The organism is Mesorhizobium sp. WSM2561 (assembly GCF_000513915.1).
Classification (GTDB): Bacteria; Pseudomonadota; Alphaproteobacteria; order Rhizobiales; family Rhizobiaceae; genus Mesorhizobium; species Mesorhizobium muleiense.
Window position 1 is genome coordinate 39,669 of the sequence record NZ_AZUX01000036.1, and the last position, 25,972, is coordinate 65,640.

Annotated in this window: 26 protein-coding genes and 1 pseudogene; 17 read left to right on the plus strand and 10 right to left on the minus strand. The window is 60.1% G+C overall.

Features of this window, described 5'->3' with window-relative positions; all coding sequences use genetic code 11:
- Window positions 1–813 precede the first annotated feature (813 nt).
- The gene (locus M727_RS0125045; RefSeq protein ID WP_027154940.1) at window positions 814–1,929 is read left to right on the plus strand and encodes a porin; all 1,116 of its coding nucleotides are present in this window, start codon (window positions 814–816) and stop codon (window positions 1,927–1,929) included.
- Window positions 1,930–2,675: 746 nt separating this feature from the next.
- Window positions 2,676–3,884: an IS110 family transposase gene (locus M727_RS0125050; RefSeq protein ID WP_027154941.1), complete on the plus strand. Its 1,209-nt coding sequence runs from the start codon at window positions 2,676–2,678 to the stop codon at window positions 3,882–3,884.
- A gap of 291 nt (window positions 3,885–4,175) precedes the next feature.
- On the opposite strand, the gene M727_RS0125055 is transcribed toward M727_RS0125050, so the two are convergent.
- The 5 genes and pseudogenes from M727_RS0125055 to M727_RS37380 form a co-directional block, all read right to left on the minus strand.
- Window positions 4,176–5,708: an IS66 family transposase gene (locus tag M727_RS0125055; protein WP_027154942.1), complete on the minus strand. Its 1,533-nt coding sequence runs from the start codon at window positions 5,706–5,708 to the stop codon at window positions 4,176–4,178.
- 69 nt (window positions 5,709–5,777) lie between these two features.
- On the minus strand, window positions 5,778–6,134 hold the full coding sequence (gene tnpB, locus M727_RS0125060) for an IS66 family insertion sequence element accessory protein TnpB (protein WP_027154943.1): 357 nt from the start codon (window positions 6,132–6,134) through the stop codon (window positions 5,778–5,780).
- On the minus strand, window positions 6,131–6,565 hold the full coding sequence (locus M727_RS0125065; RefSeq protein WP_027154944.1) for a transposase: 435 nt from the start codon (window positions 6,563–6,565) through the stop codon (window positions 6,131–6,133). Before M727_RS0125065 ends, tnpB begins: the two co-directional genes overlap by 4 nt.
- Window positions 6,566–6,858: 293 nt before the next feature.
- Window positions 6,859–7,884: an alpha/beta hydrolase gene (locus M727_RS0125070; RefSeq protein ID WP_027154945.1), complete on the minus strand. Its 1,026-nt coding sequence runs from the start codon at window positions 7,882–7,884 to the stop codon at window positions 6,859–6,861.
- Window positions 7,874–9,486, minus strand: a pseudogene (locus M727_RS37380) (hypothetical protein). Before M727_RS37380 ends, M727_RS0125070 begins: the two are co-directional and overlap by 11 nt.
- Window positions 9,487–9,610: 124 nt before the next feature.
- Here M727_RS37380 and M727_RS37385 point away from each other — a divergent pair.
- Complete coding sequence (locus M727_RS37385; protein WP_027154946.1) at window positions 9,611–9,955, plus strand: hypothetical protein; 345 nt, start codon at window positions 9,611–9,613, stop codon at window positions 9,953–9,955.
- On the opposite strand, the gene M727_RS41755 is transcribed toward M727_RS37385, so the two are convergent.
- From M727_RS41755 to M727_RS0125095, 3 genes are read right to left on the minus strand one after another with little or no spacing between them, the layout of a single operon-like run.
- Window positions 9,952–10,116: a hypothetical protein gene (locus M727_RS41755; protein ID WP_156941622.1), complete on the minus strand. Its 165-nt coding sequence runs from the start codon at window positions 10,114–10,116 to the stop codon at window positions 9,952–9,954. The two genes, M727_RS37385 and M727_RS41755, sit on opposite strands and share 4 nt — an antisense overlap.
- Window positions 10,113–10,613, minus strand: a complete 501-nt coding sequence (locus tag M727_RS37390; protein ID WP_156941623.1) for a thermonuclease family protein — start codon at window positions 10,611–10,613, stop codon at window positions 10,113–10,115. Before M727_RS37390 ends, M727_RS41755 begins: the two co-directional genes overlap by 4 nt.
- 37 nt (window positions 10,614–10,650) lie before the next feature.
- On the minus strand, window positions 10,651–11,271 hold the full coding sequence (locus M727_RS0125095; RefSeq protein WP_027154947.1) for a hypothetical protein: 621 nt from the start codon (window positions 11,269–11,271) through the stop codon (window positions 10,651–10,653).
- Between the two features lie 67 nt (window positions 11,272–11,338).
- On the opposite strand from M727_RS0125095, the gene M727_RS39275 reads away from it, so the two are divergent.
- The 12 genes from M727_RS39275 (at window position 11,339) to M727_RS0125160 (ending at window position 24,440) form a co-directional block, all read left to right on the plus strand.
- Complete coding sequence (locus tag M727_RS39275) at window positions 11,339–12,037, plus strand: lytic transglycosylase domain-containing protein (protein WP_084646878.1); 699 nt, start codon at window positions 11,339–11,341, stop codon at window positions 12,035–12,037.
- A 17-nt stretch (window positions 12,038–12,054) separates the two neighbouring features.
- The gene (locus M727_RS0125105; RefSeq protein WP_036263286.1) at window positions 12,055–12,369 is read left to right on the plus strand and encodes a TrbC/VirB2 family protein; all 315 of its coding nucleotides are present in this window, start codon (window positions 12,055–12,057) and stop codon (window positions 12,367–12,369) included.
- A gap of 4 nt (window positions 12,370–12,373) precedes the next feature.
- Entirely contained in the window at window positions 12,374–12,667 is a 294-nt protein-coding gene (locus tag M727_RS0125110; RefSeq protein WP_027154949.1) for a VirB3 family type IV secretion system protein, read from the plus strand.
- Window positions 12,664–15,066 carry a VirB4 family type IV secretion system protein gene (locus M727_RS0125115; RefSeq protein ID WP_027154950.1) on the plus strand — a complete coding sequence of 801 codons (2,403 nt, stop codon included), beginning with the start codon at window positions 12,664–12,666 and terminating at the stop codon, window positions 15,064–15,066. Before M727_RS0125110 ends, M727_RS0125115 begins: the two co-directional genes overlap by 4 nt.
- Window positions 15,050–16,210 (plus strand): transglycosylase SLT domain-containing protein, encoded by a 1,161-nt coding sequence (locus M727_RS39280; RefSeq protein ID WP_027154951.1) that lies wholly within the window; start codon window positions 15,050–15,052, stop codon window positions 16,208–16,210. Before M727_RS0125115 ends, M727_RS39280 begins: the two co-directional genes overlap by 17 nt.
- 12 nt (window positions 16,211–16,222) lie before the next feature.
- Entirely contained in the window at window positions 16,223–16,957 is a 735-nt protein-coding gene (locus M727_RS37405; protein ID WP_156941624.1) for a type IV secretion system protein, read from the plus strand.
- Between the two features lie 122 nt (window positions 16,958–17,079).
- Window positions 17,080–18,177: a type IV secretion system protein gene (locus M727_RS0125135; RefSeq protein WP_156941625.1), complete on the plus strand. Its 1,098-nt coding sequence runs from the start codon at window positions 17,080–17,082 to the stop codon at window positions 18,175–18,177.
- A gap of 70 nt (window positions 18,178–18,247) precedes the next feature.
- The gene (locus M727_RS0125140) at window positions 18,248–18,967 is read left to right on the plus strand and encodes a type IV secretion system protein (RefSeq protein ID WP_348627183.1); all 720 of its coding nucleotides are present in this window, start codon (window positions 18,248–18,250) and stop codon (window positions 18,965–18,967) included.
- The gene (locus M727_RS37410) at window positions 18,964–19,767 is read left to right on the plus strand and encodes a TrbG/VirB9 family P-type conjugative transfer protein (protein ID WP_051505730.1); all 804 of its coding nucleotides are present in this window, start codon (window positions 18,964–18,966) and stop codon (window positions 19,765–19,767) included. Before M727_RS0125140 ends, M727_RS37410 begins: the two co-directional genes overlap by 4 nt.
- A complete protein-coding gene (gene virB10, locus M727_RS37415) occupies window positions 19,768–21,240 on the plus strand; it encodes a type IV secretion system protein VirB10 (RefSeq protein ID WP_051505731.1) in 1,473 nt (490 codons plus the stop codon).
- Window positions 21,237–22,262 carry a P-type DNA transfer ATPase VirB11 gene (gene virB11, locus M727_RS0125155; RefSeq protein WP_027154955.1) on the plus strand — a complete coding sequence of 342 codons (1,026 nt, stop codon included), beginning with the start codon at window positions 21,237–21,239 and terminating at the stop codon, window positions 22,260–22,262. The genes virB10 and virB11 overlap by 4 nt, the downstream gene beginning before the upstream one ends.
- Window positions 22,263–22,274: 12 nt before the next feature.
- Window positions 22,275–24,440 (plus strand): type IV secretory system conjugative DNA transfer family protein, encoded by a 2,166-nt coding sequence (locus M727_RS0125160; protein WP_027154956.1) that lies wholly within the window; start codon window positions 22,275–22,277, stop codon window positions 24,438–24,440.
- Here the strand turns inward: M727_RS0125160 and M727_RS40450 are convergent.
- Window positions 24,396–24,854, minus strand: a complete 459-nt coding sequence (locus M727_RS40450; protein WP_245268999.1) for a replication initiator protein A — start codon at window positions 24,852–24,854, stop codon at window positions 24,396–24,398. The genes M727_RS0125160 and M727_RS40450 overlap by 45 nt on opposite strands.
- A 21-nt stretch (window positions 24,855–24,875) precedes the next feature.
- Window positions 24,876–25,268 carry a hypothetical protein gene (locus M727_RS42495; RefSeq protein ID WP_027154957.1) on the minus strand — a complete coding sequence of 131 codons (393 nt, stop codon included), beginning with the start codon at window positions 25,266–25,268 and terminating at the stop codon, window positions 24,876–24,878.
- Here M727_RS42495 and M727_RS37420 point away from each other — a divergent pair.
- Together M727_RS37420 and M727_RS40455 are read left to right on the plus strand one after the other, a co-directional pair.
- Window positions 25,267–25,605: a hypothetical protein gene (locus tag M727_RS37420; RefSeq protein ID WP_051505732.1), complete on the plus strand. Its 339-nt coding sequence runs from the start codon at window positions 25,267–25,269 to the stop codon at window positions 25,603–25,605. The two genes, M727_RS42495 and M727_RS37420, sit on opposite strands and share 2 nt — an antisense overlap.
- Window positions 25,606–25,805: 200 nt before the next feature.
- A partial coding sequence (locus tag M727_RS40455) for a DUF2274 domain-containing protein (RefSeq protein ID WP_156941626.1) occupies window positions 25,806–25,972 on the plus strand: 167 nt, incomplete at its 3' end.

The window sequence follows — 25,972 nt, forward strand, 5'->3', positions numbered from 1 at the left end:
ACGATCAGAATGTCGCAGGCCAGACGCAACGCCTCAAGCAGGCCGGCGCTTTCAAGTGTTCACCCACGTCAAAATCCGGAAAGAGCATGAACCGGCCGGGCCTCGCCGATCTCCTCGCCCACGCCCGTGCGTGCTGGGGACACGATTGCTATCGTCTGTCTCGACCACCTCGTCCGATCCTGGCGGCGCTGCCGGCAATGGTGAACAGGCTACGGAGGGACAGATATCCCTTCTCGGTCTGTAGGGGAAAAATCGACACTTCCTCGGCCGCCGGCGAACTCGTTTCCATGTCTTCGGCGCCATCGCTCATTTCGAGCGGCGTCTGATCTGCGAGCGAACGAAGAACCGCATCGCCGCCGCGATAGCCGAGACAAGGGCCGTGGCGACACGCCCTTAACGATAAAAGCCGGGTTGTTTAGCGGCCAACGCGGTAACAGGAAGAAGAGACTGTACGGCTCACTGCGGCGATTTCCGGTCCGAAAGTCTAGCCCGCGCGACATCGCTAAAGTCGACGTAATACATTGTATTTTGCGATGTCTGTTACATTTTTGTTGCGTTGCAGCCTTATCGGCCTCGTGCGGAAAGCAACCATTTTTACACGGAGCCAGTATGAAGTTTCTGATCGCAAGTCTTGATGGGCTAAAGCCTGATTTAATTTCTGAGGAGGGTACGATCAATATTGCTCACAGTCAGAAAAATGGGGCGATGTCGGGGCCGCATCCGAGTGAAACGCGGGTCGCATTTCCGAGCACGGTGATGGGGGTTGCACCCAGTGGCAGGCGTGCACGGGCCTGTGTTGAAACTTTCAAGAAAATGAACATCAAGAGCCTTCTTCTCGGCTCCGCTGCGGCCCTGATCGCAGTTTCCGGAGCGCGCGCCGCCGATGCGGTTGTTGTCGCCGAGCCGGAACCGGCCGAATACGTCAAGATCTGCGACGTCTATGGCGCGGGTTACTTCTACCTTCCCGGCACCGAAACCTGCCTGCGCATCGGCGGCTATGTCCGCTACGATGCCGGCCTCGGCGATGTCGGCTCCCTCGATGGCCGAAAGACCACCGACGTTCGGGACGGCGACGTCCAGAACACCTGGAAGAAGAATGCCCGCTTCACTCTCAAGACCTGGACTGGCCAGGAGACCGAGCTCGGCACATTGAAGACCTATACCGAGACGCGCTTCAACTTCCCGAACGGCGGCCCCACCGCTACGACGTTGAACTTTGCCTGGATTCAGCTCGGCGGTCTGCGCGTTGGTATGGACGATTCCGTGTATGACTCGTTCATCGGCTACGCCGGCAGCGTCCTCCAGGACACGATCGTCCCTTACGGCATCAAGAATACCAACCTCATCAGCTACTACTTCGACGCCGGCAGCGGCTTCTCGGGCGTTGCCTCGCTTGAAGAGGGCTCTGGCGCGACCGGCACAATCGACAGCTACGTTCCGCATCTCGTCGGCGGCGTGAAGTACAAGCAGGACTGGGGCGCGATCACCGGCGTCGTCGCCTACGACAGCAATTACGAGGAAGTGGCTGGCAAGGTTCGCTTGGACGTCAACGTCACCAAGGAACTGTCGCTGTTCGTCATGGGCGGTTATGGGACCGACAAGCACCTTCTCGACCCGTCCAATGCCCTGCCCGCCGGCGGCCGTGGCTTCTACAAGCCGTGGGGCGGCACCTGGGCGGTCTGGGGCGGCGGCACCTACAAGTTCAACGCCAAGACCGCGTTCAACCTCCAGGCATCGGCTGACCAGGACAAGAACTACGCCCTGGCCGCCAACATCGCCTACACCATCGTTCCGGGCTACACGATCACGACCGAAATTGACTACGACCATTTCGGTCACTTCGATGACGGCACCCCGTTCGGAAACTTCACCAAGGCCGACAAGAAGAACAGCGTCGGCAGCATCGTCCGCTTCCAGCGCTCGTTCTGATCAAGCCTGCGATCTCAAAAAGGCCCGCGGCGTTGCCGCGGGCAAGTCGCGCGCATCAAGGATAACGGCACTATCTTGATGAGGGACGTACGGGCATACCCCTCGGAATTTCACGTGCTGTGCATGGTGGCGTCGCGACCGGAAGGGCTTTGACTGGGAAAGACAGATCGGTTGGACAGTGCGGTCAGAAGAGTTGATGCCCGTAGCGTCGATGGAGAACGCGTTCTCATGCCGGCTGCACACCACTGACAAGCTCAAGGTGCGAAGGAAACACCACCCTGAACTTCCCGTCCCTGCGCGCGTCGCCGTCGCAGCGGCTCTCAATGCCCGACCGAGAAAGACCCTGGACTGGAAAACGCCGGCAGAGGCGCTTGACGAGTTGCTGCCATGAGTGAATACAATCGGTGTTGCGACGACCGCTTGAATCCGCCCTTAAGACGCCAATCGGCAGGTACGGATTGGAATGCGGACCTTTATGACAGTGCCCGCCCCGGGTTTGCTGTCGATGAAGAGCCTCCCGTTGTGCGTGCAGAGACGATCGCTTCAAGCCGAGCTCTGTCCGAAGCCGTGATGTCGATGCTGATACCAGTGCGCATCCCGTAACGTCGCATGCCCCAGCGGCGAAGGGAATCCTGAAACGGACTCCTTTGTTCCGATCAATCCACCAGGGTCCGAACAAGAGCTTTTCAAAATCTTTGTTTCTGCGTTATTTTTTCAGATGTGCGACGGTTGAGATGTAAGACCGTATGTCCGCCTCTGCCGGTGAGGTGGCTCGCCCTACACTGCGCGTCCGAGGGTTGCTCGGGCGGGCCGAGCCGATCCTCACCACAGGAGGACGAGCCGTGACGGATTATAGAGAAGCATTTGTCGGAATCGATGTTGCGAAGCTGAAGAACGCTATTGCGATTGCGGAGGCAGGCCGGGAAGGAGAGGTTCGGTTCTTCGGTGAGGTCGACGCGTCGGCCACCAGCATGCGGCGGGTCATAGGCCGGATCGCCAGCCGCTTTGATCAGACGCATTTCTGCTACGAGGCTGGGCCGACCGGATACGGCCTTTATCGCCTGATCCGGTCGCTCGGGCACGAGTGCACCGTGGTTGCGCCATCGTTGATACCGAGGAAGCCTGGCGATCGGGTGAAGACGAACCGCCGAGATGCCATTTCTCTTGCCCGGCTATTGCGCGCCGGCGAGCTGACGGCGGTATGGGTTCCCGATGAAGGGCACGAGTCCATACGAGATCTCGTCCGAGCCCGAGCTGCGGCAGTTGAGACGCTGCGCGTTCACCGCCAGCAGGTGAGCGCATTCATGCTCAAGCACGGCCGTAGCTATCCGCGCAAGAAGAGCTGGACGATGCGCTATCTACGCTGGCTTCAGGAACAGCGGTTCGATCATCCCGCGCATCAGATTGCACTCCAGGAGATGGTGGAGGCGGTGCGCGTCTCGAAAGAACGGGTCGAGCGGCTGGAGCGTGTGATCGAAGAGTTCGTCCCGGCCTGGTCGCTGGCGCCGATCGTTTGGGCGCTTCAGACGTTGCGTGGGGTAGACCTAATCGTCGCCGTGACGTTCGTCACCGAAGTCGGCGACGCCAGCCGGTTCGAAAGCCCACGCCAGCTCATGGGATACCTCGGTCTCGTTCCCGGAGAGCGCTCGACCGGGGAGACAGTCCGGCGCGGCGGCATCACAAAGGCAGGCAACGGTCGTGTTCGCCACATGTTGGTCGAGAGCGCCTGGACTTATCGACATCCGCCCAAGATCGGGAAGGCGAAGCTATACCGATTGGAGCAGGCGCCACCGAAGGTGCGTGAGATCGCCTGGAAGGCACAGTCCCGCCTGACAGCCCGCTACCGCATGCTGAGCGCACGGGGCAAACGGACAACGGTCGTCTGCACCGCGATCGCCCGTGAACTGGTCGGCTTCATGTGGGCAGTCGCAAGGGAGGCACGCGCCGCCGCCTGATCGGTTGCCGCGACGGCGCACATCTCGCGCATGGGCGGAGGCGGGACCACGGCAGGGGAATGCCCGTCAGACGCTTTGTGGCCGGCGAACCGCCGACGCCCGCAGTAAGATAGGAACAGCCCCGGACGCACAATCGGGAATGCGGTAGCCAACCCGCGCATCAGAGCTTGATCACCGACGTCCTTCAGTTCCGCCTCCACCCATGCGCGATCATCAGAATGAGCAGCCGTTCCTCGGATCGGGCGACCGCTTGCGTTCCAAACCTTGACAGCGGACATCAGAGCGGTGTTCTCAGGCCACTGCCTTTAGCTCGGCCACCCGGATGTAGGCCCAGGGCAGCAGGTCGTCGATCTGGCTGTTCGGATGGCCGTTGACGATCCTGGTGAGTACGTCGGCGAGATAGCCGAGTGGCTCGACAGCGTTGAGTTTGCAGGTTTCGATCAGCGACGCAATGACCGCCCAGTGTTCGGCACCGCCGTCCGAGCCAGCGAAGAGCGCGTTCTTGCGGTTGAGCGCGATCGGACGGATTGAGCGCTCGACGGTGTTGCTGTCGATCTCGATGCGGCCGTCGTCAAGGAAGCGCGAGAGGCCTTGCCAGCGCGAGAGCGTGTAGCGGATGGCCTCGGCGAGCTTTGTCTTCTGGCTGATCAGGCCGAGCTTTTCGCGCAGCCAAGGTTCAAGATCGGCGACAAGAGCGCGGCTATTTTCCTGACGCATCGCACGGCGTTCGTCAGCCGATCGGCCGCGGATATCGTCCTCGATCTTATAGAGGTCGGCGATCCGTCTCAGCGCCTCGCCGGCTATCGGCGCGGGGCCGGCTGCCGCCAGTTCATAGAAGCGTCGGCGCACGTGTGCCCAGCAGAAGGCGAGCGTGACGCCACTCTTTTCGGCCAGTACGCGATAGCCGCCATAGCCGTCGACCTGCAGGATTCCGCTGAAGCCTGCGAGATGAGCGATCGGACGCTCGGCCTTTCGATCCGGCCCATAGACATAGGCGACGCCCGGCGGGTCGGCTCCCTGCCATGGCCGATCATCACGCGCATAGGCCCAGAGCTGCCCGGTCTTTGTCTTGCCGCGGCCGGGATCGAGCACCGGCGCGGTGGTCTCGTCGGCGAAGAGTTTTGGCGAGGACTTCAGCTTGCCAAGCAGCCGCTCATGCACCGGACGCACATGCCAAGCGGCGCGGCCGACCCAGTCGGCGAGCGTGGAGCGATCGAGATTGATGCCCTGCCGGGCGTAGATCTGCGCCTGACGATAGAGCGGCAGATGATCGGCATATTTTGAGACCAGGACCTGGGCGACCGTCGCTTCAGTCGGCAGGCCGCCCTCGATCAGCCGGGCGGGTGCGGGAGCTTGGATCATCACGTCCTCACAGGCGCGGCAGGCATATTTGGGCCGGCGCACGACGATCACACGCAGCTGCGCCGGAACGATGTCGAGCCGCTCGCTCATGTCCTCGCCGATCCGATGCAAGCCATTGCGGCAGCACGGGCAGGCATGATCCTCGATGTCGACGACCATCTCCACGCGCGGCAGATGGGGTGGCAGCCCGCCGCGGTTCGCCCTGCGCTTGGCGACAGGCGCCTGACGTTCGCCAAGAGCGGTCTGTGCCTGCTCTTCGTCACCGGCGGCCTCGATCTGTTCGGCCTCTTCGAGCCCCAGCAGCAATTGGTCCTCGGGGAGCGTCTCGGCACGCCGGCCGAAGCGATGACGCTGCAATTCCTTGATGATCTGAATCAGACGGGCATTCTCGACGTCGCGCGCCAGGACCATCGCCTTCAGCGCATCCGGATCGTCGGGAAGCTGGTCAGCCGTCATCGCCATGAGCGGATCAGACCATATTCGCCGACAGTCCGCGACAGCCGAATCCAGGCTGATTCACTTCGTCGCGGGTCAGCCCGCCTGGGCTGGAACGCGAGTCCGGCGCGCCTCGTGGACTCGCCGCCAGTCGAGACCTTCGAGCAGCGCCGACAGTTGCGCGGCCGTCAGCCGCATCATGCCGTCATGCACTTTCGGCCAGCGGAACTCCCCATCCTCCAAACGCTTGGCATAAAGGCAAACCCCGGTGCCATCCCAGAAGATCAGCTTGATCCGGTCAGTCCGCTTGGCCCGAAAGACATAGACCGCCCCATTGAACGGGTCAGCGCCCATGGTCTCGCGCACAAGTGCGGCCAATCCCTCCGCACCCTTGCGGAAGTCCACCGGCTTCGTCGCCACCATGACCTTGACCGCACCCGTCGGCCCGATCACGACGTCGCCTTCAGCGCGCGGATCACTGCCGCCACCGTCTTGGTATCGGCGCCCCGGCCGACGCGCATCGAGATGCCGTCGATCTCAAGCTCGATCATGCCGGCACCTCGGGTGGCTTGCCGTTTCCGCTGCTTCGGTGAACGGCTGGCTACAGGTTCCGCCGCCGCCACAACCGCCGGCACAAAGGCAGGAGAATCTTGCTGCACCGAAGCGGCCTGTTTGCGCGCTTCGCGGCGCCAGGCGAAGACCTGCTGCGGCCTGAGGCCATACCGGCGGGCGACCTCGGAAATGATTGCGTTCGGCTCCAGCGTCTCCGCGATGATCCGCGCCTTGTCATCCACCGACCAATGACGCCGACCGCCGGCACCGTTGATCACCTCGAAACGCCGAAGCTGCCGCTCCGGGTCAAGTGTAAGGTCAAGTCCAGACACAACCCGATCTCCGATCCCAATACAGGATCGGCAACCTCACAGATCGCGACCACTCCCGAAAGATGGTTCGGAAACACCGCTTACGTTGAGATAGACAAGACCGAATTCCAGTGCACGATCGCGCTGGCGAGTCCACTTTGCACGGTGAGCTGAACGGCTGAAATCCGACGCGTTCCTCGAACGCGAAGGAGTTGTTAAACACTGAGAGTGATCGATCGAGAAAAATCGATACTGTCGCCACTGGACCGAGGCAGGTGGGCGCGCCAACTCATACAGATAGTCGTTCACACTGGTCAGGGTCGCAGGGCCGATTTGTCAGCACGCGACAGAAAGCGCTTCAGGCTCAAACCGGCCAACAAAATGTAAGGTGGCATGGCGAGGGAATAGTGACCACATTTTAATTCCAAAATATTTGGCCTAGCTCCGGCGCCCTTCAGCCTCTGCATGAACCTCTCTGATAGCTCTGGCAATACCACTTTGTCTCTCTTAGCCAACACAATGTGAAGGTCGAGATCAGGCCGCGCCAGACTATGTACGTAATTCTCCAAGTTAAGTGGACCCCATGCCCTTCTGAGATCGGTCAACTCAATCTCGGGCTCAAGGCTATCACGTATCAATCGTGTCGCGCGACCCGTCCAAACCATATCCGCTAGACTCCCCGCCGTCAGAAACAGCGAGGCTTTTGATACAGCCGGGTCGTGCGCAGCAATTAGCCCCGCGACCCAGGAACCTAAGCTCATACCAAAAACCGAAATGTCTCTATAGCCTTCGCTCTTCAACCAACGTATGAGCTTTCGCCCATCCAATACTCCCTGCCTTATAGACTGGACCGTTCGCCCGAGATTGGGGCTGAGCATATAGTCGGCGTGGACGGAACCGGGACGGCTGCGCTCGAAGTGATAAGGCATAGCAATCTCGACAACCGTGATACCACGCCGCGAGAAAAAGTTGGCAATCTGACGGTTCCGCGCGCCTGCATTCCAATGGTGAAAGATCACCATGGCCTGATCGAATGACCCGCTTTCCGTGATTTTCGCCCACACAAGATTGTTCGCTGCGATATCAGTCGCAATGTCCGACGGAAATATTAGCCACCCATCCCTCCTTTCAAAACCCTGATCGCTCTCACTCGGCTCATCGAAAAAGGCTGGATCAGCCACGGCCTGGTCCGCAAGGACACAAAACTCCTCGATGCTTGCAATCTTCCTCGGCCCCGGAAAGGCGCGGTCCGCGTCAAGGATGAGATCCGTTGCCTTCTTCCCTTCCTCACCGCGTCGCGCCCGCCGCTCATCCCAACGATCAAGCCAGCTATGATACACCCTGATTTTTTCCTAACTCACTCGCTCGCCATCCCCAAATCCGGGATCAACTAGACCGTATATCGCGAGCAGCACTCCAACGCCCAGAAGGATCGAAAAGCCAGCAAATGCATCGATCAGGAAGTAGCTAGCAACGAGTAACGCCACGACCGCCGACATCTTCCACAAAGCCGCCTGAAACCGAGTTCCGACACCTAAACGCATGGACCCATACGCAAAAACAACACAGGTCGAAATAACGATAAGAAAGCTGCTGTAATGCGTCGGCATTCTATAGGCGATCCCGTCGCCCGCATCATTGCCCCCATATATGGCTGAAGACATATCGCCGACTAACCAAGCCACAATATTTTCTCCACGCGATGTCAGGTAAGAGCTTTGGGCCTTCATGCATATAGCGATCAGAACCCCCAAAACAGTACACCGAAAAATCCCACGCATCACCTTGAGGCCGACTTCATTGGCCTCATGTCGATAATCCACCTCCAGCCGACTCTTCGATGCCTCACCAATTGTCCAAAGATCATGGACAACCGTGTAAAGCAAAATGAGACCCACAAAGAAAAGATAAAAGCACAGGCACATATAGAGGTAAGCGAGCCCCGTGAACACGACCTCTTCCGGCACCGATATGACCTCAGGGCGCACAATCGCTAACTTGCCCCAATCCGTCGCGTAATTGCCACCGCCTTTCATCAACGGGATCAAACAGACGCCGATCCACTGAAAAAGACCGGCGAACACCACACAAATCAAAAAAACGGCCCAATATGAATACGAGGAAGCTTCTACGTTGTCCGCCCAAGCATCGTCGTTTCCGATCCGGTCGCCCTCCATTACAAGCTTTAAGCGCCCCTCATTTTTCCAAAAGACAAGTAGCTCTGTCACGAACGCAAAAAACAGTGGCAAAAGCACCATGAAGAGGAATGTCCAATTCGGCGCCCAAAGAAACCCAACCTGCTTAACGAGGCCATCCGCCCGGAGATAGGTAGCGTCGTGAATCCCCGTAATATACGACAAAAACCCAAGAGCGGCGGCACCCGCAAACACCGACGCCGGTAAATTCAAGGGAGATCCGCGACTAAAAAGCGCCTCCGATCTCCTCGCCAAACTAGAACGCTGCCTCGGCCCCTTGGCGTCAGTAACCCGTGCCAGTTCTGCCGGGGAGTCTGACTCGTCATCGAAGGTCGCGGCTCGCGCCATATCCGGAACCGCCAGCGCAACGTCGCTTCCGGCTCTCTTCGATTCTCGTCTCTTGGCCGCTAGCCGCGATTGCGCCGCACTTAGCTCGACCTGCCATTCGCTGGTAGCCACCGGATCATCGCAGCCAAAAACCCTCGCCAGCCAACGGATGTTGCCAGCGCCAATTCCCTTATCGTTCTCTTGAAACCAAAGCTGCACCGTTCGCAAATCGACCCCAATCCGGTTGGAATCAATCTGTGAAATCGCCTCTGCAAGAAGCTCGGGCGTCCATGGGCCTGCAGGAAATCCATCTTTGCCCAATGGCCGACCCGCACCCGCCGCGGCTAATCGTTTGAACAATTCTTTGAAATCACTCCCGTCGCTCGGTGGTGGGAGAAATAACTTTCCATTCTTAAACAATTACTTGCAGGCTCGGGTTTCGCTTCGTTTCGCTAGTCTTCGTATCCTATCGTGCCATCGTTCCTAATCAACGTATTTCTCAGCTCGATGCAAAGGGCGAGGGGGAATCACTCGGAGCAGGACCATGGCTGTTGAACCGGCGTGCAGCAACGGAGAGGCGCAAGAGGCGGACAGCGTAGTGAGTCTGATCGCGGCGCATTGTCATGCCATGGCAGAGCTGGAGTGTCTCGGAAGCCATCTCATGCACGCCGGAGAGGCGGAGGCGGAGCTGATCGGTCCGCGGCTTGACGCTGTGATGAAGAACGAGACGGTTATTCGACGGCAGGCAGCGATGGCGCCGGTGGCAGATGTTTGCGAGCTAAAAATGAAAGCCGCATATTTCGAGCGGCTCATCAACAACGGTTGGTGCGACGTGGACGTGGACGACCTGCATGAGCTGCTGCGATCTTTCGTCAACTTGCCGATCTAAGAAAAGAGAGCGGAAATCCACGACGTGAGCGCGTGCCATGCGGCGTAGGCCAACACCGGCACCGCGATGATCGCGATGAATGCGACGGCGCCGGCAATTGCGCCGTCTGTGCGGCCCTCGACAGGATAGTAGTAGCGGCTCGATTCATCCTCGTGGTTCATTGCTTGCGCTCCCTCGGCCGCTTCAGCAAAAGTTCAACCGGATGTTGAAACTTCATCGCCCAAAGACCATCAGCTTTCATCTTCGCGTTGAGCTCAGCCACCAGATAGTTGGCGCTGACGGCGTTGCCTTTCGGGTCGGTGGCGGCGAACGCGTAGCCGGCCGCGATGAGGGCGGTCCCCACGTCGATCGTGTTGCCGTCGAGTTTCGCTCCACACACGACAAACGTCGCTTTGTCGAGCGCCAAAGCAATAGGCTGACAGGTCACGGCCGCTGTCGAAAACAAGGCGGCCAGGTGGGCGAGCGAGACGTTGCCGCAATCGAGCTCTTTGCCATTCGCATTCAGGGCGATCGTGCCCCGCAAGCATGATTGGACGCCATAAAGCCGGTAGAGCTTGCCATCGTCGCGCCACGTATCTCCGGTCAACAGTTCGGCGCTTTTCGACACCAAGAAGGGAGTGGCTGTCGCGCTTGGTGGCGCGGCGCTTTGGGCGCTCACGGCGTGAGCGCCCGCGAGTGCGAACAGCGCGGCGAGGCTAGTTCGCTTCATCGGCCTGGAACTGTTTGCCGAGATTGGAGGCATGTTCGAGATCCGGTCGCAGGGACTTGCCGTCCTCGTTGCGGCCGATCGCAGCCATCTCGAAGAAGACCATGGAATCGTCGTCATAAGCGACCGAATAAGGGTCGTTGGCATTGCCAGCCCCGACGAGCGCAAAGCACGAAACCGCGTCCGGTACGCCGGATTGGCTTTTCAGAACCAGCGTCTTGCACAACACGACAAATGCGCGGGATTTGTAGACAGCGTCGTCGTAGTCTTGCACGGCCTTCGTGCAATCCCACTCCTCAGCCTTGTAGGTGATCTTGGGCTTCGGGCAGGCCACGAGGCCACGCAGCCTATACGTGACGCCGTTGATGACGCGTTCGGTCGCGGACTTGATTTGCACTGGCTCTGCTAGCTGCGCCACGTCGCGCTGAAAAAGGCCCCCGCGGGCGTCGTAGCGCTCGTAGACGAAGGTCTTTTCGCCGGGCTTTGCGAACTTCTGCAGGTACGCACTGGAGGGCTGCTCGAACGGATGCGGCTCGTTCGTGCCCAGATCGGCTGCGCCCACAGAGGCGCTTTGCAGCAACAAAGCCGCGAGGAAGGGAAACTGCTTCATCGGAAAACTGCCTCGACCATGCTTCTCGTATTGACACTTTACTTTGGGACCATGTACCCATAGTAAAATGTCAAAATCGGCAATGCAATGTAAAAACCGGATCGCCCTTGCGGTGTTGCTGTGTGGCGTCATGGCGTCATTCGGGGCACATGCGGATGCTACTATCTCGAAGCGTGTCGCGGCGGCATTTGCGCTGCCGGCACGCGCGGCGCTTTCGACCGTTTCGGACGATCATAACGGTTCGGTGGACGGCGGCTCGTGTGCGCCGACGGACCGCCGGCGGGCGGCGTCGTTGGTGCGAAAGATCGCCGAAGAAGAAGGCTTCGATCCCGATCTAACTGAGGCGGTTGCCTGGGCAGAAAGCGATATGGGCGGCAATCAAGGGCCGTCTCGCGCGGGAGCTCTCGGCATCATGCAGCTCATGCCGGCCACAGCGTCTCGTCTTGGTGTGGCTGACAGATGTGATGCGAAAGCCAATATCCGCGCGGGCGTGCGCTATCTGAAAGCGCTTTATGACGAGTTTCATGATCCGCTTTTGATGTTGGCGGCCTACAACGCAGGTGAGCAGAACGTCTACAAAGCCAACGGCATTCCCGTGAACGACGAGACCACGAAATACGTGGTCAAAGTGCTCAATCGCTGGAAGCTCGGCAAGCTCATCAAGGCTCCCATCCCCAACCCTGTTCACGATCATAACGCAGCCGCGACCGGCGCGGTCGGTGGCGCCGCCTGGCAAGATGGTCACGTCATGGATTTTGGCAACTGAAAAGGAGTGAGACGACGATGGATCATAAAAAAGCGGGCAAATTCGCCCTGCAGTTTATAGCCGCTGCGGCGATCGGCGTGTCGCTCGCGCCGGCGAGCGCATACGCGCAGTCGGCTGCCCCGGTCGAGGGCGTGCTGGAATGGTTCGTCGGTGTCCTGCAGGGCAGCATTGCTCGATCTTTCGGGATCATAGCAGTTTGCTTTCTGGGCTTCCTTGCCATGACCGGCAGACTGGTGTGGATGATGGCGCTTTCCATCATCATCGGCATCGCTCTGGTCTTTGGCGCTGCAGCTCTGGTCGATTCCATCAGGTCCACCGCTGGAGGCGCGTGATCCAATGGACGACGAAGAGGTCTATGTCGAGCCGGTAAGCCTGCCCCTGACGCGCCCGCCGATGAAATGGGGCGTTCGTTACGAGGTGTTCGCGCTTAATGGCATGGCTGCGGTCCTCGGATTCATCGCGACCAGCAGTTTCACGCTCGGCCTTTGCCTGTTCAGTGCGACGCATTTGATCAGCGCCTATCTGTGCCAGCGCGACCCGTACATCTTCCACATAGTCGAACGGCGACTGTCGAAGCGGGGCGCGGTCGCGAATTCAGGCTTTTGGGGCGCGAGGAGCTATTCGCCGTGACTGTAAATGCCGACCTGAAATTCGCCAAAGCGCGCAAACGGGAAAAGCCTGTCGAGGCGCATGTCCCTTATCTGCGGCATGTCGACGACAACCTGGTCGTCACGAAAAGCGGCTTTCTGCTCGGGGTCGTTCAGCTTAGCGGCCTGCCCTTCCAGACCATGGATCAGGCAGAACTCAACAGCCGCATGTTCAACCGCAACACCACATTCCGCAATCTCTCCACGTCCCGTTTTGCCGCCTATTCGACCATCATCCGGCGTCACGTAACGCCAGAGATCGAAGGGGATTTCGACAACCCTTTCGTGGCTGAGCTCGATGCCCGCTATATGGACGAGTTGGGCTCAAAGAACCTGTTCGTCAACGAGGCTTTCTTGACGCTCATCCGCCGCCCGATGATCGGGCGAGTCGGCTGGGTCGACAAGGCACTCAATGCGTTCCGCATCAGCACGGCCGGCGAAGAAACACGTGAAGAGGCCATGGCCGAATTGCACGATGTCCTCAATGGCGTCGTGAAGGACTTTTCGGCCTATGGCGCGCGGCTCCTGGGGGTGGTGACACGGCGCGACAGCGTGTTTTCCGAACCTGCCGAATTCATCGCCAAGATCCTTGCCGGTGGCGCGGATGTGGAAATGCCGCTCCCGCGCATGAGTTTGGCTACTGCGTGTGCGACGCGGCAAATCTTCATCGGCAAATCCGCTCTGGAGATCAGGGGGGCGAAAGCCAGCAAGATTGGCGCCATGGTGTCCATCAAGGAATACCCGCCCTTCACGGCACCCGGGTCTCTTGATGGTCTGTTGCGGCTACCGCATGAATTCATCCTGACGCAGTCGTTCGCGATTGAGGATCGCGTGACGGCCATGCGACGCATCAACACGATCTCAAACCAGGTCGGCGGTTCGGATGAGGCCGGAACATCCGTCGAGGATTCAGTGCACGCCGGCGCGGACAAGCTTGCCGGCGGTGAGGTGGTTTTCGGACAGCACCACATGACGGTGATGGCACTCGCTGCCGACGTCCAAGGGCTCAACCGCGCCTTGTCCGACATAACTGCCGAACTTTCGCGCATGTCGATCGTGCCGGTGCGGGAAACCCTCAACACGGAGCTTGCGTTTTGGGCACAACTGCCCGGCAATTTCAGCTACATTGCGCGCCGCGGCCTGATCTCGTCGCTGAATTTTGCCGGGCTGTTTTCAGGCCACAATTTTCCCTCAGGCCAGCGTGAAGGACTGCACTGGAAGCGACCGATCGCGCTTCTCGAGACGACCAGCCAGACAGCCTATTATTTCAACTTTCATGTTCACGACGTGGGTCACTTCACCGTTTTTGGTCCGACCGGTTCGGGTAAGACGGTCGTGCTATCATTCCTGATGGCCCAGGCGATGCGGATTTCGCCGCGACCTCGCTGCGTGTATTTCGACTATATGCGGGGCGCCGAGCTCTTCATTCGCGCGCTCGGCGGCCGCTACGAAGTCATGGAGCCGATGCAGGCCACCGGCTTTGCACCGCTCCAGCTCGATGACACGGCGGAAAACCGCACGTTTCTGGAAGGGCTGCTGCGCTACATCCTGACCCCTGACGACGGGTCGCTCGACGTGGCTGAAATGCGCGTGATCAACACGGCCATCGACAAGGTCTACAAGATCCCGCGCCAACAACGCACGTTCGAGTTGCTGCCAGAAGTGCTACGCGGCTCGCTGGTGCCCGGGATGAACGATCTCGCGGCGCGAATTGAACCCTGGCTGAACCCTGGCGACAGGGGCTGGCTCTTCAATAACCCGGTCGATCTCGTCGATTTCTCGAAGCCGGTGGTCGGGTTCGACATGACCAAGATCCTGGCCGACAAAAAATTGCGCTCGGCCGCTCTGCTCTACATCTTCCACAGGCTCGAAGAGATCATCGACGGCACACCGCTTCTCATGTTCCTCGATGAAGGCTGGAAGCTGCTCGATGACGACGTGTTCGCCGCCTTCATCAACGAGACGCTGAAAACGATCCGCCGGCGCAACGGCGTCGTCGGCTTCGGCACCCAGACGGCCGAGGATGTCGTGAACTCGTCGATCTCGTCCTCACTGATCGAGCAGACGAAAACCAACATCTTTTTCCCCAATCCGAAGGCGAGCAAAGACTCGTATATGGCGCGCTTCTCGCTGACGGCGAAGGAGTTCGAGTTCGTGCGCCGCACAGCCAAGGAAACACGCACGTTCCTGCTCAAGCACGACAGCGATTCCATCGTGGCGAAGCTAGACCTGTCGGGCATGCCCGACCTCATCAAGGTCCTCTCGACCACGGAGACGAACATCAAGGAGTGCGAACGGCTGCGGGAGACTTACGGGCAAGAGCCGGAAGCGTGGCTGCCATACTTGTGTGGATGGGAGAGCGAGCATGAAGAAGCTGCTTAGCAGCGTGATCGCCGCGGCCGCGATCATGCCGGGGCAGATGGCGGTTGCCCCGGCGCTGGCCCAGATCGCCGTCATAGACAATTCCAATCTGGATCATCGCGCGCAAGACGAGCAGCACAGCGAGAAATCGCAAGAAACCAAATCCGACGAGACGGGGAAGAAAAAGAGCGTCGTTTGCACCTATACGAATAAGTACAGGTCGGAAATGTTTAGTCGCTCTCCCGGTGAGGCGCTGAACCACGACGCGGAAAACGCCAAGCTCATCCGTTACTATGCGCAAAAATATGGCGTTCCGGAGGGCCTGGCATTGTCGGTCGCCTACCAGGAATCCCGCTTCGATACGTGTGCCGGCTCTCACACCGGCGTCAAGGGCGTGATGCAACTGACAAAGGGAACGGGCAGGGAGCTCGGCTTCGATCGGGATATCAACGAGCAAAACGTGGAGGGTGGTGTCAAGTATCTCGGCAAAGGCGTCGCACAATGTGGTGCTACCAACTACACCTGCCTGGCGAGCTTTTATAACGGCTCTAATGCCGCCGAACAGGCGCAGTGGGCCTCAGGCGTCGGCCGATGGCACGGCTACTTCAATAATTACGTATCCAGCGGACAGGCGCCGGCGGCGGCCCCACCAGCGATCAGCATCGTGACGTCGAGCGGACCGGGCGGGGCTGCGCAGAGCGGGGCCCTCGATTCGGTCTCGAAGGCCGCGGCCGACCTCGACACCAGCTCCGCACAGATGACGGCCAATTCCTCGCAGATCGACGCGCTTGTTGGTGGCGTCGGACAAGTTGGCGAATACAAGGACGCTTGGGAGCTCAACTCGTCCGCTCGAAGTCTCAATGCCGACGTGACCGGCCAATATATCAATCAGGCCTCGGACTTCACCGCCCTCCTCGGTCAGTATCTTTCCTTGAGCAACGTCGGAGCCTCGCAGACCGCGCGGATCATTGCGCCACCACCGGATGGCGGGCCAAATCCATTTTCATGCGACCCGGCCGAGCTTCAACGCCTGCGGATCGATCGAAACCAATGGCTACCTTGTGCAAGCCAGAACGCGCACAGCGGTTCCGGGAACGCACCGTCAGTGCAAATCAACGCCGATCCAAGCGGCGCGGCTCGGGCGGTTGAAGCAATTCAGGAATAGGAGGATCTCAGAGTGAGAAAAATCGCTATCGCAGCGGGGATGGCACTCTTGTCGAGCGCCGCTCACGCGCAAATCGCCGTCATCGACAATGCGAATTTGGATATTGCCCGCAAGAATGCGGACAACACCAATTCGATCATGGGCTCCAACAAGGACATCCTCGAGAGGAGCAACCAGATCCTGCAAGCGCTGACGGGAAGTCGCAACGGCTCTCTTGGGATCGGCCAAATGGGCCTGGGCGGCAATATGTCGATTGCGCAAGCGCCGAGCTTCGGAGCGATCCTCAATGGCGGCGCCCTCTCTTTCGGCGGGCTGTCGCCGCAAATCCAGAAAATCGCCGCAGCGGTCATCAACGGCCTGCAACTGGTCAAACAGCTCCAGCAAATAACCGGCAATGGCAGCAGTGCCGTCAACACAGCCTATAGCGGCAGCGTCAACGTCGCGTCGCTGTTGAGCGCTCTGACCTCCCAGGCGTCCCAAGGGGTCGCGCAACGCGAACAGTCGTTGCAGTCGGCCAGCGGTCAGATCGGACAGTCCGAGGACGTAAAAGGCTCGGTCGATCAAAACACGCGCATGCAGCTCGAGAACGCGCGTGCGGTCAACGAGCTCATCGGCGTGCAGAATGGTGCCGTCGCCGCGCTCAACGAGGAAATGAAAACACGGCTGTTGCGCCAGAGCCAGGTGCAAAAGCTGATGACGCCGGCGCAAGTCAATCCATTCCAAAACTTCGGTAAAAGCGGGAACTGATCGTTGACGGCGCGAGCGAAACGGATGCCGGCTTTGTGGCGGTGGGTCGCCGTGGTCGCTGTCGCGGTGACGAGCGTCACGGTGGGCGGGTGCGCCAGGCCAGGTCGCGAGCTCAAAGCGCCGTGCGCGCCGCTGGCTTATGCGGGCGACGCAAGCTGCGGACCCTTGAAGCCGGTCAACGCCACGCCCTTCGATCGTGTTGTCGAGGATTAATGAACGGGCTGGCGACAAGCATTCTGGGAGGCATCGATGACGTCGGAAAGGGCTTTGTTTCCGGCGTCTACATGCAGCTCGGCTACGCGCTGGGGAATGTCTACGCGCTCATGCTCACCGTCTACATCATCTGGTGGGGCTACTCGATCCTCAGCGGCCGCGAGACGATTTCTCCGATCGAGTCGGTGTACCGCCTCGCTCGTGCGGTGGTCATCTATCTTTTGCTGAATGGCTGGGGCACGTTCTCCGAGACGATCTACAAGCTGGTGCAGGCGGTGCCGAGCGGAATCGGCAAGATCATCGTCGGGGCAGTCTCGCGCGCGACGGGGAACCAGCTCTCGGATCAAGATGCGATCCCGGCCCTGATCGACAATCTCTACCGCGGTGCCCAGGATGTTGCCAATCAGGTCTACAGCGGTACTTTTTACGACATATTCGGCGCGCTGCTTTCCACCATCGTGCTTCTGGCCGCCATCATCTTTTCGGCGCTTGCCATAGCGGCAATCATCGCGGCCAAGATCATGCTGTTCATCACTTTGGCGCTGGCGCCGGTCTGGATTGTCCTTTGGCTCTACCGGTGGTCAGCCCGGATGAGCGAGGGGTTCATTTCGCTGACCACTTATCTGATCATCCAGCAAATCCTCATATACGGCTTCCTGGGCTTCTATTTTTCTCTCGTCAATCTTGCCTTGAACACTGCCACCTCGGGAGGCGCCAGCGTCGACAACAAAATGTCGATGGTCCTGCCGCTCGTCCTGGTCACGATCATCGGTATCTATGTGCTCATGCAAATCCCGGCGATCGCCTCGATGCTGAACGGCGGCGGCTATCTCAGCACAGTCGGAGCATACCGTTCCTATGGGAATGTCCCGGGCAATGTTGCCCGCTACTCCGGAGCGCGGTTCGTTGCAAACCGTTGGCAGCGGCTCAGGACGTCCCGCAGTAGCGAGGCGGCTCGATCATCCATTCAGCAGGCGGCGCGCGATAACGCGAGACCACTGGCATAGACCGCAGGCATGCGCCTGAGAAGCGCGCCTTTATGGCTGCAGTGGAGTTTGGACATGAGGCTAAAGTAAAGTGACAAAAATCCAGGCAAATATCGCCGCCGAGACCGGCAAACCGGTCGACAGGCGCTACTATGAGGCCGGCGCGACATGGGAGGACGACACACACCGGTCTCTCAGACGTTCTCGCACGCTGGCGTGGCTTGTCAGTGGCGTCGCAAGTGTGGTTGCAGGCCTGTCATTGCTGACGCTCGTGCTCATCCTTCCGCTCAAGCAATTCGAGCCCTATGTGATCGAGGTCGACAAGACGACCGGCTATCTCGAAATTGCGCGCGCCCTCAGACCGGGCGATCTGTCGCAGAATGAGGCGGTCACGGCCGCCAATCTCGTCCGCTATATCCGCGCCCGCGAAACCTATGACGCGCGCGAGATCAAGCAGAACTACGATCTTGCGCAGCTCTATTCGACGGGAACGGCGTCCAGGGATTTGACTTGGGGCTACACGCCGTCCAACGCCCAATCGCTCGACAAGATCTACGGTCGCAACGTCACCATTTCCATCGACGTCAAGTCGGTTTCCCTGCTCAACAACACGACCGCGTCCGTGCGGTTTTCGACCACGACGCGTCGCGAGAATTCTTCGACGACCGACAATTGGGTCGCCGTGGTGAAATTCCGCTACACGACGACGCCCATCAAGAACGAATGGCGCTTCGACAATCCGCTTGGCTTCCAGGTGATGGAATACCGCCGCGATCAGGAATCCGCGCCGACGGCAGGGGGCGCGCAATGAAGCCCCACATTGGCGCCGCCCTGTCGCTGCTGATTTTGCTTGGCTCGGCCAGCTACCTTGCCGCGCGGGACTATCGTATCCGCTACGTGCCTTTCGACAACGACAATGTGACGACGGTCAATGCCGCGCTCGGCGTCTCCACGATGATTGAGCTCAGCCCGTCTGAAGTCATCGAGACGGTTTCGGCCGGCGACACGAAAGGCTGGTCGATCGTGCCGAAACGTGGCTCGCGCTTTCTCTTCATCAAGCCTCTCGAACGGGACGCCTGGACGAACGTCAACGTCATTACCGACCGGCGCGTCTATTCGTTGCTGCTCAAAGCCACTGACAGCGATCGCGACCGTGCGTCATTCCAGGTCCGGTTCAAATATGCGGATGAGGAGCAAAACGCGCGTTTGCTTTCCCAGGCCCAGAAAAGGGCGGCCGATCCCGATCTCAAGAACCTCAACTATGCCGATCTCAACTACAATTACCTCTATGTCGGAAACGATAGCCTGAAACCCCGCGTCGCTTTCGACGATGGCACCAAGATGTTCCTGGAGTTCACGGGCGATATCCCGGCCATCTTCGTCGTCGATGAAGAAGGCCATGAATCGCTTGTCAATCAGCGGACCCAGGGAAAATACACGATCGTTGACAAGATCGGCCGGCAATTCACGCTGAGGGCCGACGGCAAAACGCTTTGCCTCTACAATCGAGCGTGGCCGTCGCAAGCCGATCCTGTCGCCGACCTCTATGGGCCGAGGAAGCTGGTGCGCGGGTCCGGCCCCTTCTCTTCCCCGACCGCAAGGGGACGATAGATGAGCAACATCGACTATAACGCGCTCGATGGCGGCCCGACCGTTGCTCGACGCTATGCAGGAGTGGGCAGCAAAGTCGCCATCGTCGCAATAGGGCTGATAGTGGCGATCGCGCTGATCTGGATCAATTGGCCTCGCGAGCCGCGCTCTCGTGATGCGGCCTCGGACGCCAGTGACAGTTTTAACCCGCCTGAATTTCGCCCGCCGGCGCTGGCCGAGACGCCACAAGCGGCCGACAAGACAATCGACCAGATCGTTGTTCCGCCGCCTGCGGAAGGGGAAGCCAACAAGCAACAGGCCGACAATGTCGATCAGACGGTCCAGCAGGGCGCCGATCTCGACGCGCAGCGGCGCGCGATCGAAGCCCAATTGGCAGCCGAGCAGGCTCGCCGCAAAGCCGAAGAAGAAGAGGCTCGCCGCAAGTCAGCAGCCGACGAGGAGGCCCGCCGGAAGGCCGAGGAAGCTGAGCGGCAAAAGGCGTTGTGGGAGCGCCTGCGGTCCAATCAGATGATTACCAGCGAGCAAGCGAGCCCGGCCGGCGAGCACGATCAGCCGGCCCAGACACAAATCGCCGCTGACGGTCAGCTTGTTCCAGTGCCAGGGGCCGACACCGATCCCAACAAGGCTTTCCTCGCGCAATCGGAAACACATTCGAACGCGATGGCGAAGGCACGGGTTTTCCGCCGCACCGATGCTTTGATCCCTGAGGGCACGATGATCCGCGGATTCCTGGAGACCGCCATCAACACCGATCTGCCAGGCATGGTTCGGGCGGTGGCGCGCGAAGACGTCTATTCGCTCGATGGCCGCCGCATTCTGATCCCGAAGGGCTCTCGGCTCACCGGCGAGTATCGCTCGGGGATCGCGCGCGGGCAAAAGCGTGTTTTCATCGTCTGGAATCGCGTCATCCGTTCCGACGGCGTGTCGGTGGACATCGCCTCGCCCGGAGCCGACCGTCTCGGACGGGGCGGTCTCGGCGGCCGCGTCGATACGCATTGGCTCGAACGCTATGGCAATGCGATCATGCTTTCCGTGGTGGGCGGCGTTTCGGAGTACCTGTCCTCGCTCGCCGACAATGGCAACGACAGCCAGCAACGTCAGGTGACAATGGTGGACCCGGTCACGGGGCAGACAGTCACCACCACCTATGGCGGCTCCGGTTCGCAACGCGATGCCCGCAGCATCGCCTTCGACAAATCCTCCACGGCCCTGCAACAGCTGGCACAAGAGGCATTCCGCGACACACAGAACATCCCACCGACGATCTATGTCGACCAGGGCACGCCGATCGTCGTGTTCGTGCGCCGAGATCTGGATTTTTCCGAGCTCTATGCGGATCCGGTGCAAGAGGAGTTGGCTCGCCTGAAGCGCGGCGGGAAGCCGGCAAAGGCGCTCGATCCGACGCCGCTCTTAACGACGCCAAAAGCTGAGGCTGATCCCTATTATCCAGGCTACGGGAATCCGGCCAGATGAATGTCATGCAGCCAGTGCCGAACCCCTGGGCGCGTGCGCCGGTCCTGCGCGCCGAACTGGAACCGATCTGGCCCTTTATGGAGGAAGAATCGGTTTCGGAAATCGCCATCAACCGACCCGGCGAAGTTTTCATTGAGCGCCTGGGCACAAAGGAGATGGAGCACGTCGTCAAACGCGAGCTCACCAAAAACTGGATTCGCTCGGTCTCGGTCGGCGTCGCTTCGGCCACCAACCAGGTCGTCAACGAAGTCACGCCAGTCCTGTCGGCCGCTCTGCCTTCAGGCGAGCGCTTTCAATGCGTGCTGCCGCCGGCCGCACCCGATGGCGGCGTGATCTCCATCCGCAAGCAGGTCATCATGGACATGACCCTTGGCGACTACGCAATGATGGGCGCGTTCGAACACACCGAGATGGGCAGTGGCCTAGCGCTCTCGGCCGAAGAAAAGCAGCTCGCCGAGATGCTGCATGACACCTCGCCGTTGGACTTTCTGCAATACGCGGTTCGCAATCGGATCTCGCTCATTGTCTCCGGCGGCACGTCGACCGGCAAGACGACCTTCCTCAATGCGTTGTTGAAGATCATCCCCTCCCATGAGCGCATCATAACCATTGAGGACACGCGCGAACTCAAGGCGGCGACGCCGAACACCGTGACGCTGCTTGCCTCGAAAGGTGACCAAGGCCTAGCCAAGGTTACGCCGCAACAGCTTCTCGAGGCATCGTTGCGAATGCGGCCCGACCGGCTGCTGCTCGGCGAACTGCGCGGTGCCGAGACATTTTCGTTCCTGCAAGCCATCAACACCGGCCATCCGGGTTCGCTGACGACCGTGCACGCCAATTCCGCCCGCTCGGCCTATGAGCGCCTGGCGCTCATGGTCATGCAGGGGAATGTCGGGCTCTCTCGTGACGAGATTCTCGACTATCTGCGCGAGGTGATCCCGGTCGTCGTGCAGATGGTGCGCGGCGACGGCGGACGCCGATCGATCAGCGAAATCAAGTTCACGAAGGCGGAGACGCTCTGACGAGGTCGCATTATGGAAAAGATCGCTGGCAGGATCTTCTTGGTGCTGATGGCTGTGGCCCTGGGTGCCTTGCTGTTTTTGGTCGCGTACGCGGCTACAGACTGGTACAGGACCGGTTCGCATTTTCTCTTTGACGATATCAACGCGGACCCACGGCCAGTCTTCGGCTACGCTTGGACGGACCTGAAGGCTGGAAGCTTCGACAGGCTTCAATATGCCGGTGCCGCAGCCGTATTCGGCTTCGTCCTGCCGCTCGTCATCGCTTTCCTGATGCGGCCGCCCAAGCGCAACGACGCGAAATTCATGGCAATGGCGGACGTCCGCCGAGCTGGCCTGCTGAAGCCGAGGGGAATCTTCATCGGACGCGCCGGCGGCAGACTGGTCAATGTCTTTGCACCGCACCGCGATCGCCGCACGGGCAAATTGAGCCTGACGCGGCCGAGAGTTCGTGGCGGCAAGAAACTTTGGATCGACGGCGATGACGTGGGCGGCTTCGTCATTGGACCGCCCAGGTCGGGCAAAGGCGCGGCGTTGATCATCCCCAACGCGCTGATGTGGCCACATTCGCTCGTCGTGCTCGATCTTCGCGGCGAGACCTACGAAGCCACAGCTGGCCACCGGGCCACGTTCAGCCAGGTCGTTCGCTTCGCGCCGGCCGACCGCGACGGCAACACCGCTTGCTACAATCCGATGGATTTCATTTCCCTCGATTCGGCTCAGCGGGACATCGACCTGCGCAACATGGCGGGCGCACTCTTTCCGCGGCCGCCTGCGAACGCCGATCCCTATTGGGTCAACGATGCGCGCCTCCTCTTCACCGGCATTGCCTCTTACGTCATGGAGTCTCCGCAGATCGCCGACGAGAACCGCAGCTTTGCCACCATCCTCAAGATCATGAACGGCACCGACGAGCCCATTTTGGAGTTCCTGGCAAGCTTGCGCGACAACCGCCGGCATGACGTGTCCGATTTTACGCTGCAGACCCTTCTGCCCTACGCGGATATGGCGGAGAAGCAGTTTTCCGGCCTTTATGCCGGCGTTCGAACCGGCATGGCGCCCTTCTTGAACGAGCGGCTGATGCGGGCAACCTCGCGGAGCTCCTTCGACATCCGCAATCTCAAGAGCGAGCGGGTCTCGCTCTATCTCGATTTTCGGCGCGAGCAGATGGCTTCCCTCGGGCCCCTGTTCAATGTGCTCATCACGCAGATGATGAACTTCATGTCTGAATCCATGCCACGCCCCGGCGAGCACCAGGTGCTCGTCCTGCTGGATGAATTTCAGAACCTCGGCAAGCTTGAGAAGGTAACGGACATGGCAACCGTCCTTGGCGGCCACGGCGTGCCAATGTGGTTTTTCGTGCAGTCCCTAAAATCGGTCGACGAAATCTACCGGAAAGAAAGCCGCGAAACGCTCATCAACGCTGCCCGAGTCCAGATCTTTTTCGGCGCCCAGGAGACCGACGATCTGCGCTACGTCTCCGAGCAGATAGGCGAAACGTCCGAATTTCAGAAGGACGTCACCAGAACCCAGGCGAGCCTTTTCGACACCTATTACACGCGCTCCGTTCACAACAAGCAAATACGCCGCCCGCTCATGCGTCCCGACGAAATTCGCACCGTGGACAAGAGCAAAGTCGTCATTCTGCCGCGTGGCGAAAATGCAATCCTTGCAACCCGCAATTTTTATTTCGCTGATCGTGAACTCTCCAAGCGCGCTTTCATGGCGCTGCCAGAGAGCGCGAACGCAAAGCACGCCAAACCCGTCGCTGCCACCGCTTCCCTCCCCTCCCCATCGGTCCAGTCGATTGTGCCGGTTGCGCCAAGCTACCGCTCCGGCATCACACATTCGCGGCTGCAGCGCGGTGCGACTTTCGCTGCAAAGGTCGGATGTGCCGACCACCCAGCCCCTCGCCGTCGCTTGCCCGGCCTGCAAAAGGCGGGCGTTGAGGCGCCCCTCGTCCCGCCGACAACGGCGGCGCCCGCCGCGCCAAACGCCGTCGACTTTTCGGCATTGGCGGCCCGCGCGGCGGCGACCAGGATTTCGCCGCAAAAAGAGGCTGTGCTTGCGGCTATTCTCGCGCAGGCTAAATCTTTCCGTCCGCAGTCGGCGGATGCCGAGACATTCGACCGCAATTTAAGCATCGTCGCAGAAGCACTGCCGGACGTCGTGGACGAGTGATCCCAATGGGGAGCCGTTGTCGATCCCTGGGCGCAACGCATGGTTCCGCTTCTTGAGAACGAGGCATTGACGTTCGAGACGGGGCACCAGGGAGCTTTCCGGTCGATAACGAGTTGGATCCCGGCAATATGCGACGCATTCCGCCGGTAGCTCTTCGACGGAAGGGTCGGTCGCAGCCTTTCGCTTCGTCGCGGCAGTAGTTCTGGACCGCCTCTGCGAGGTAGGAGACCATAGGAAGATGTAGTGGTCGAAGACGGTCGCCAGACCGGTTTCGGCGCCGCCCTCGATGGTGATGAGGCGATCTTTCAGCTCGTCCTTGATAATGCCCTTGTTGGACTTCTTGCCCAGCGAGAATGGGGCTACATCCATCAGGTTCACCTCGTCCTTGAGGGTCGCGTCGTGGATGGTTGGCACGACGCCAGTGCCATCGGGCTTTCAGCCCTGGTGATAATTCCCATCACAGGGGTCATCGATGGATGCGAAAGGCGCGGTCATCAAGACCCTGCGGCTGATCAAGACGCAGTCGCGGATGGCCAATCGCGAGATACCGCACTCGGTGCTCCTGACGCGGACCAGAGCGGCGGTCGCGTCCCGGTCGCTGAAGAACACCGGGACCAGCTGGACGCGGGGAACGTCGAGGGTTTCGAAACCTCGATTGTCGAACGCACCGCCTACAGGGACGTTCTGGATTTCGGCGGGCTGCTGAAGGACCTCAACCCGGCCAAGGTCAGCAATCTCGATAATGCGGTGCTCAATGCCCGGGAATTCACGGCGGAAGTCGTGGCCAAGCTTAAGGCCGGCAGTAAGTCGGCAGGGCCGCATAACCATGGGAGAGAACCGCACCAACCTGTTTGCCGACGACGACTTGTCGGACTTCAAACCGGCGCCGGCGAAGCGGCAAAACCCGGCCGTGGCGAAGCAGGCGGCCACATCGACCGGATTCGTCAGTCGCGAACCCAAAGTCGTGCCGATCGAGCAGCCAATCGCCCCGGCAACCAAAAAGGATCAGCGCCGGCACCGCACAGGCCGCAATGCGCAAACCATCGCCGAGTTCACTGCCATTGCCGATGCCCAGGGCTGGGTCGTCGGCGAGGCTTTCGAGAAAGCGGTGGAGCTGCCTCGCGCCAAGTACCCCAAGAAGCCGGGGAGGGGAGGGGATCAGTAAGCAGTCAGAGAGCGACGGCGTCCTCAGACCTCATTGATGTCCAACAGGGCCGCTAGCGTAGCCTGCTGGGCCTGCTCCTGCGCCGCAATTGCGGCTGCCAGCGCCGCAAGTCGCGCCACTAGCGCCGCATGAAGCTGACCAAATCGATTTGATCTCAATGGTGAACATGTCCCGGTCGCATTTCCTCTGGGAGGCGCCGCATGGCGAACCTGAAACTTGGTCCATTGCCGAAATTCGGGACGGTCCGCATGACGATCGCGCTTCCCGAGCCGCTTAAGGACGAACTGGAGCGCTACGCGGCGGAATACAGCCGCTTGTATGAGCCCGTCCAAGCGGCGGCTCTGATCCCCCATATGCTCGAGGCCTT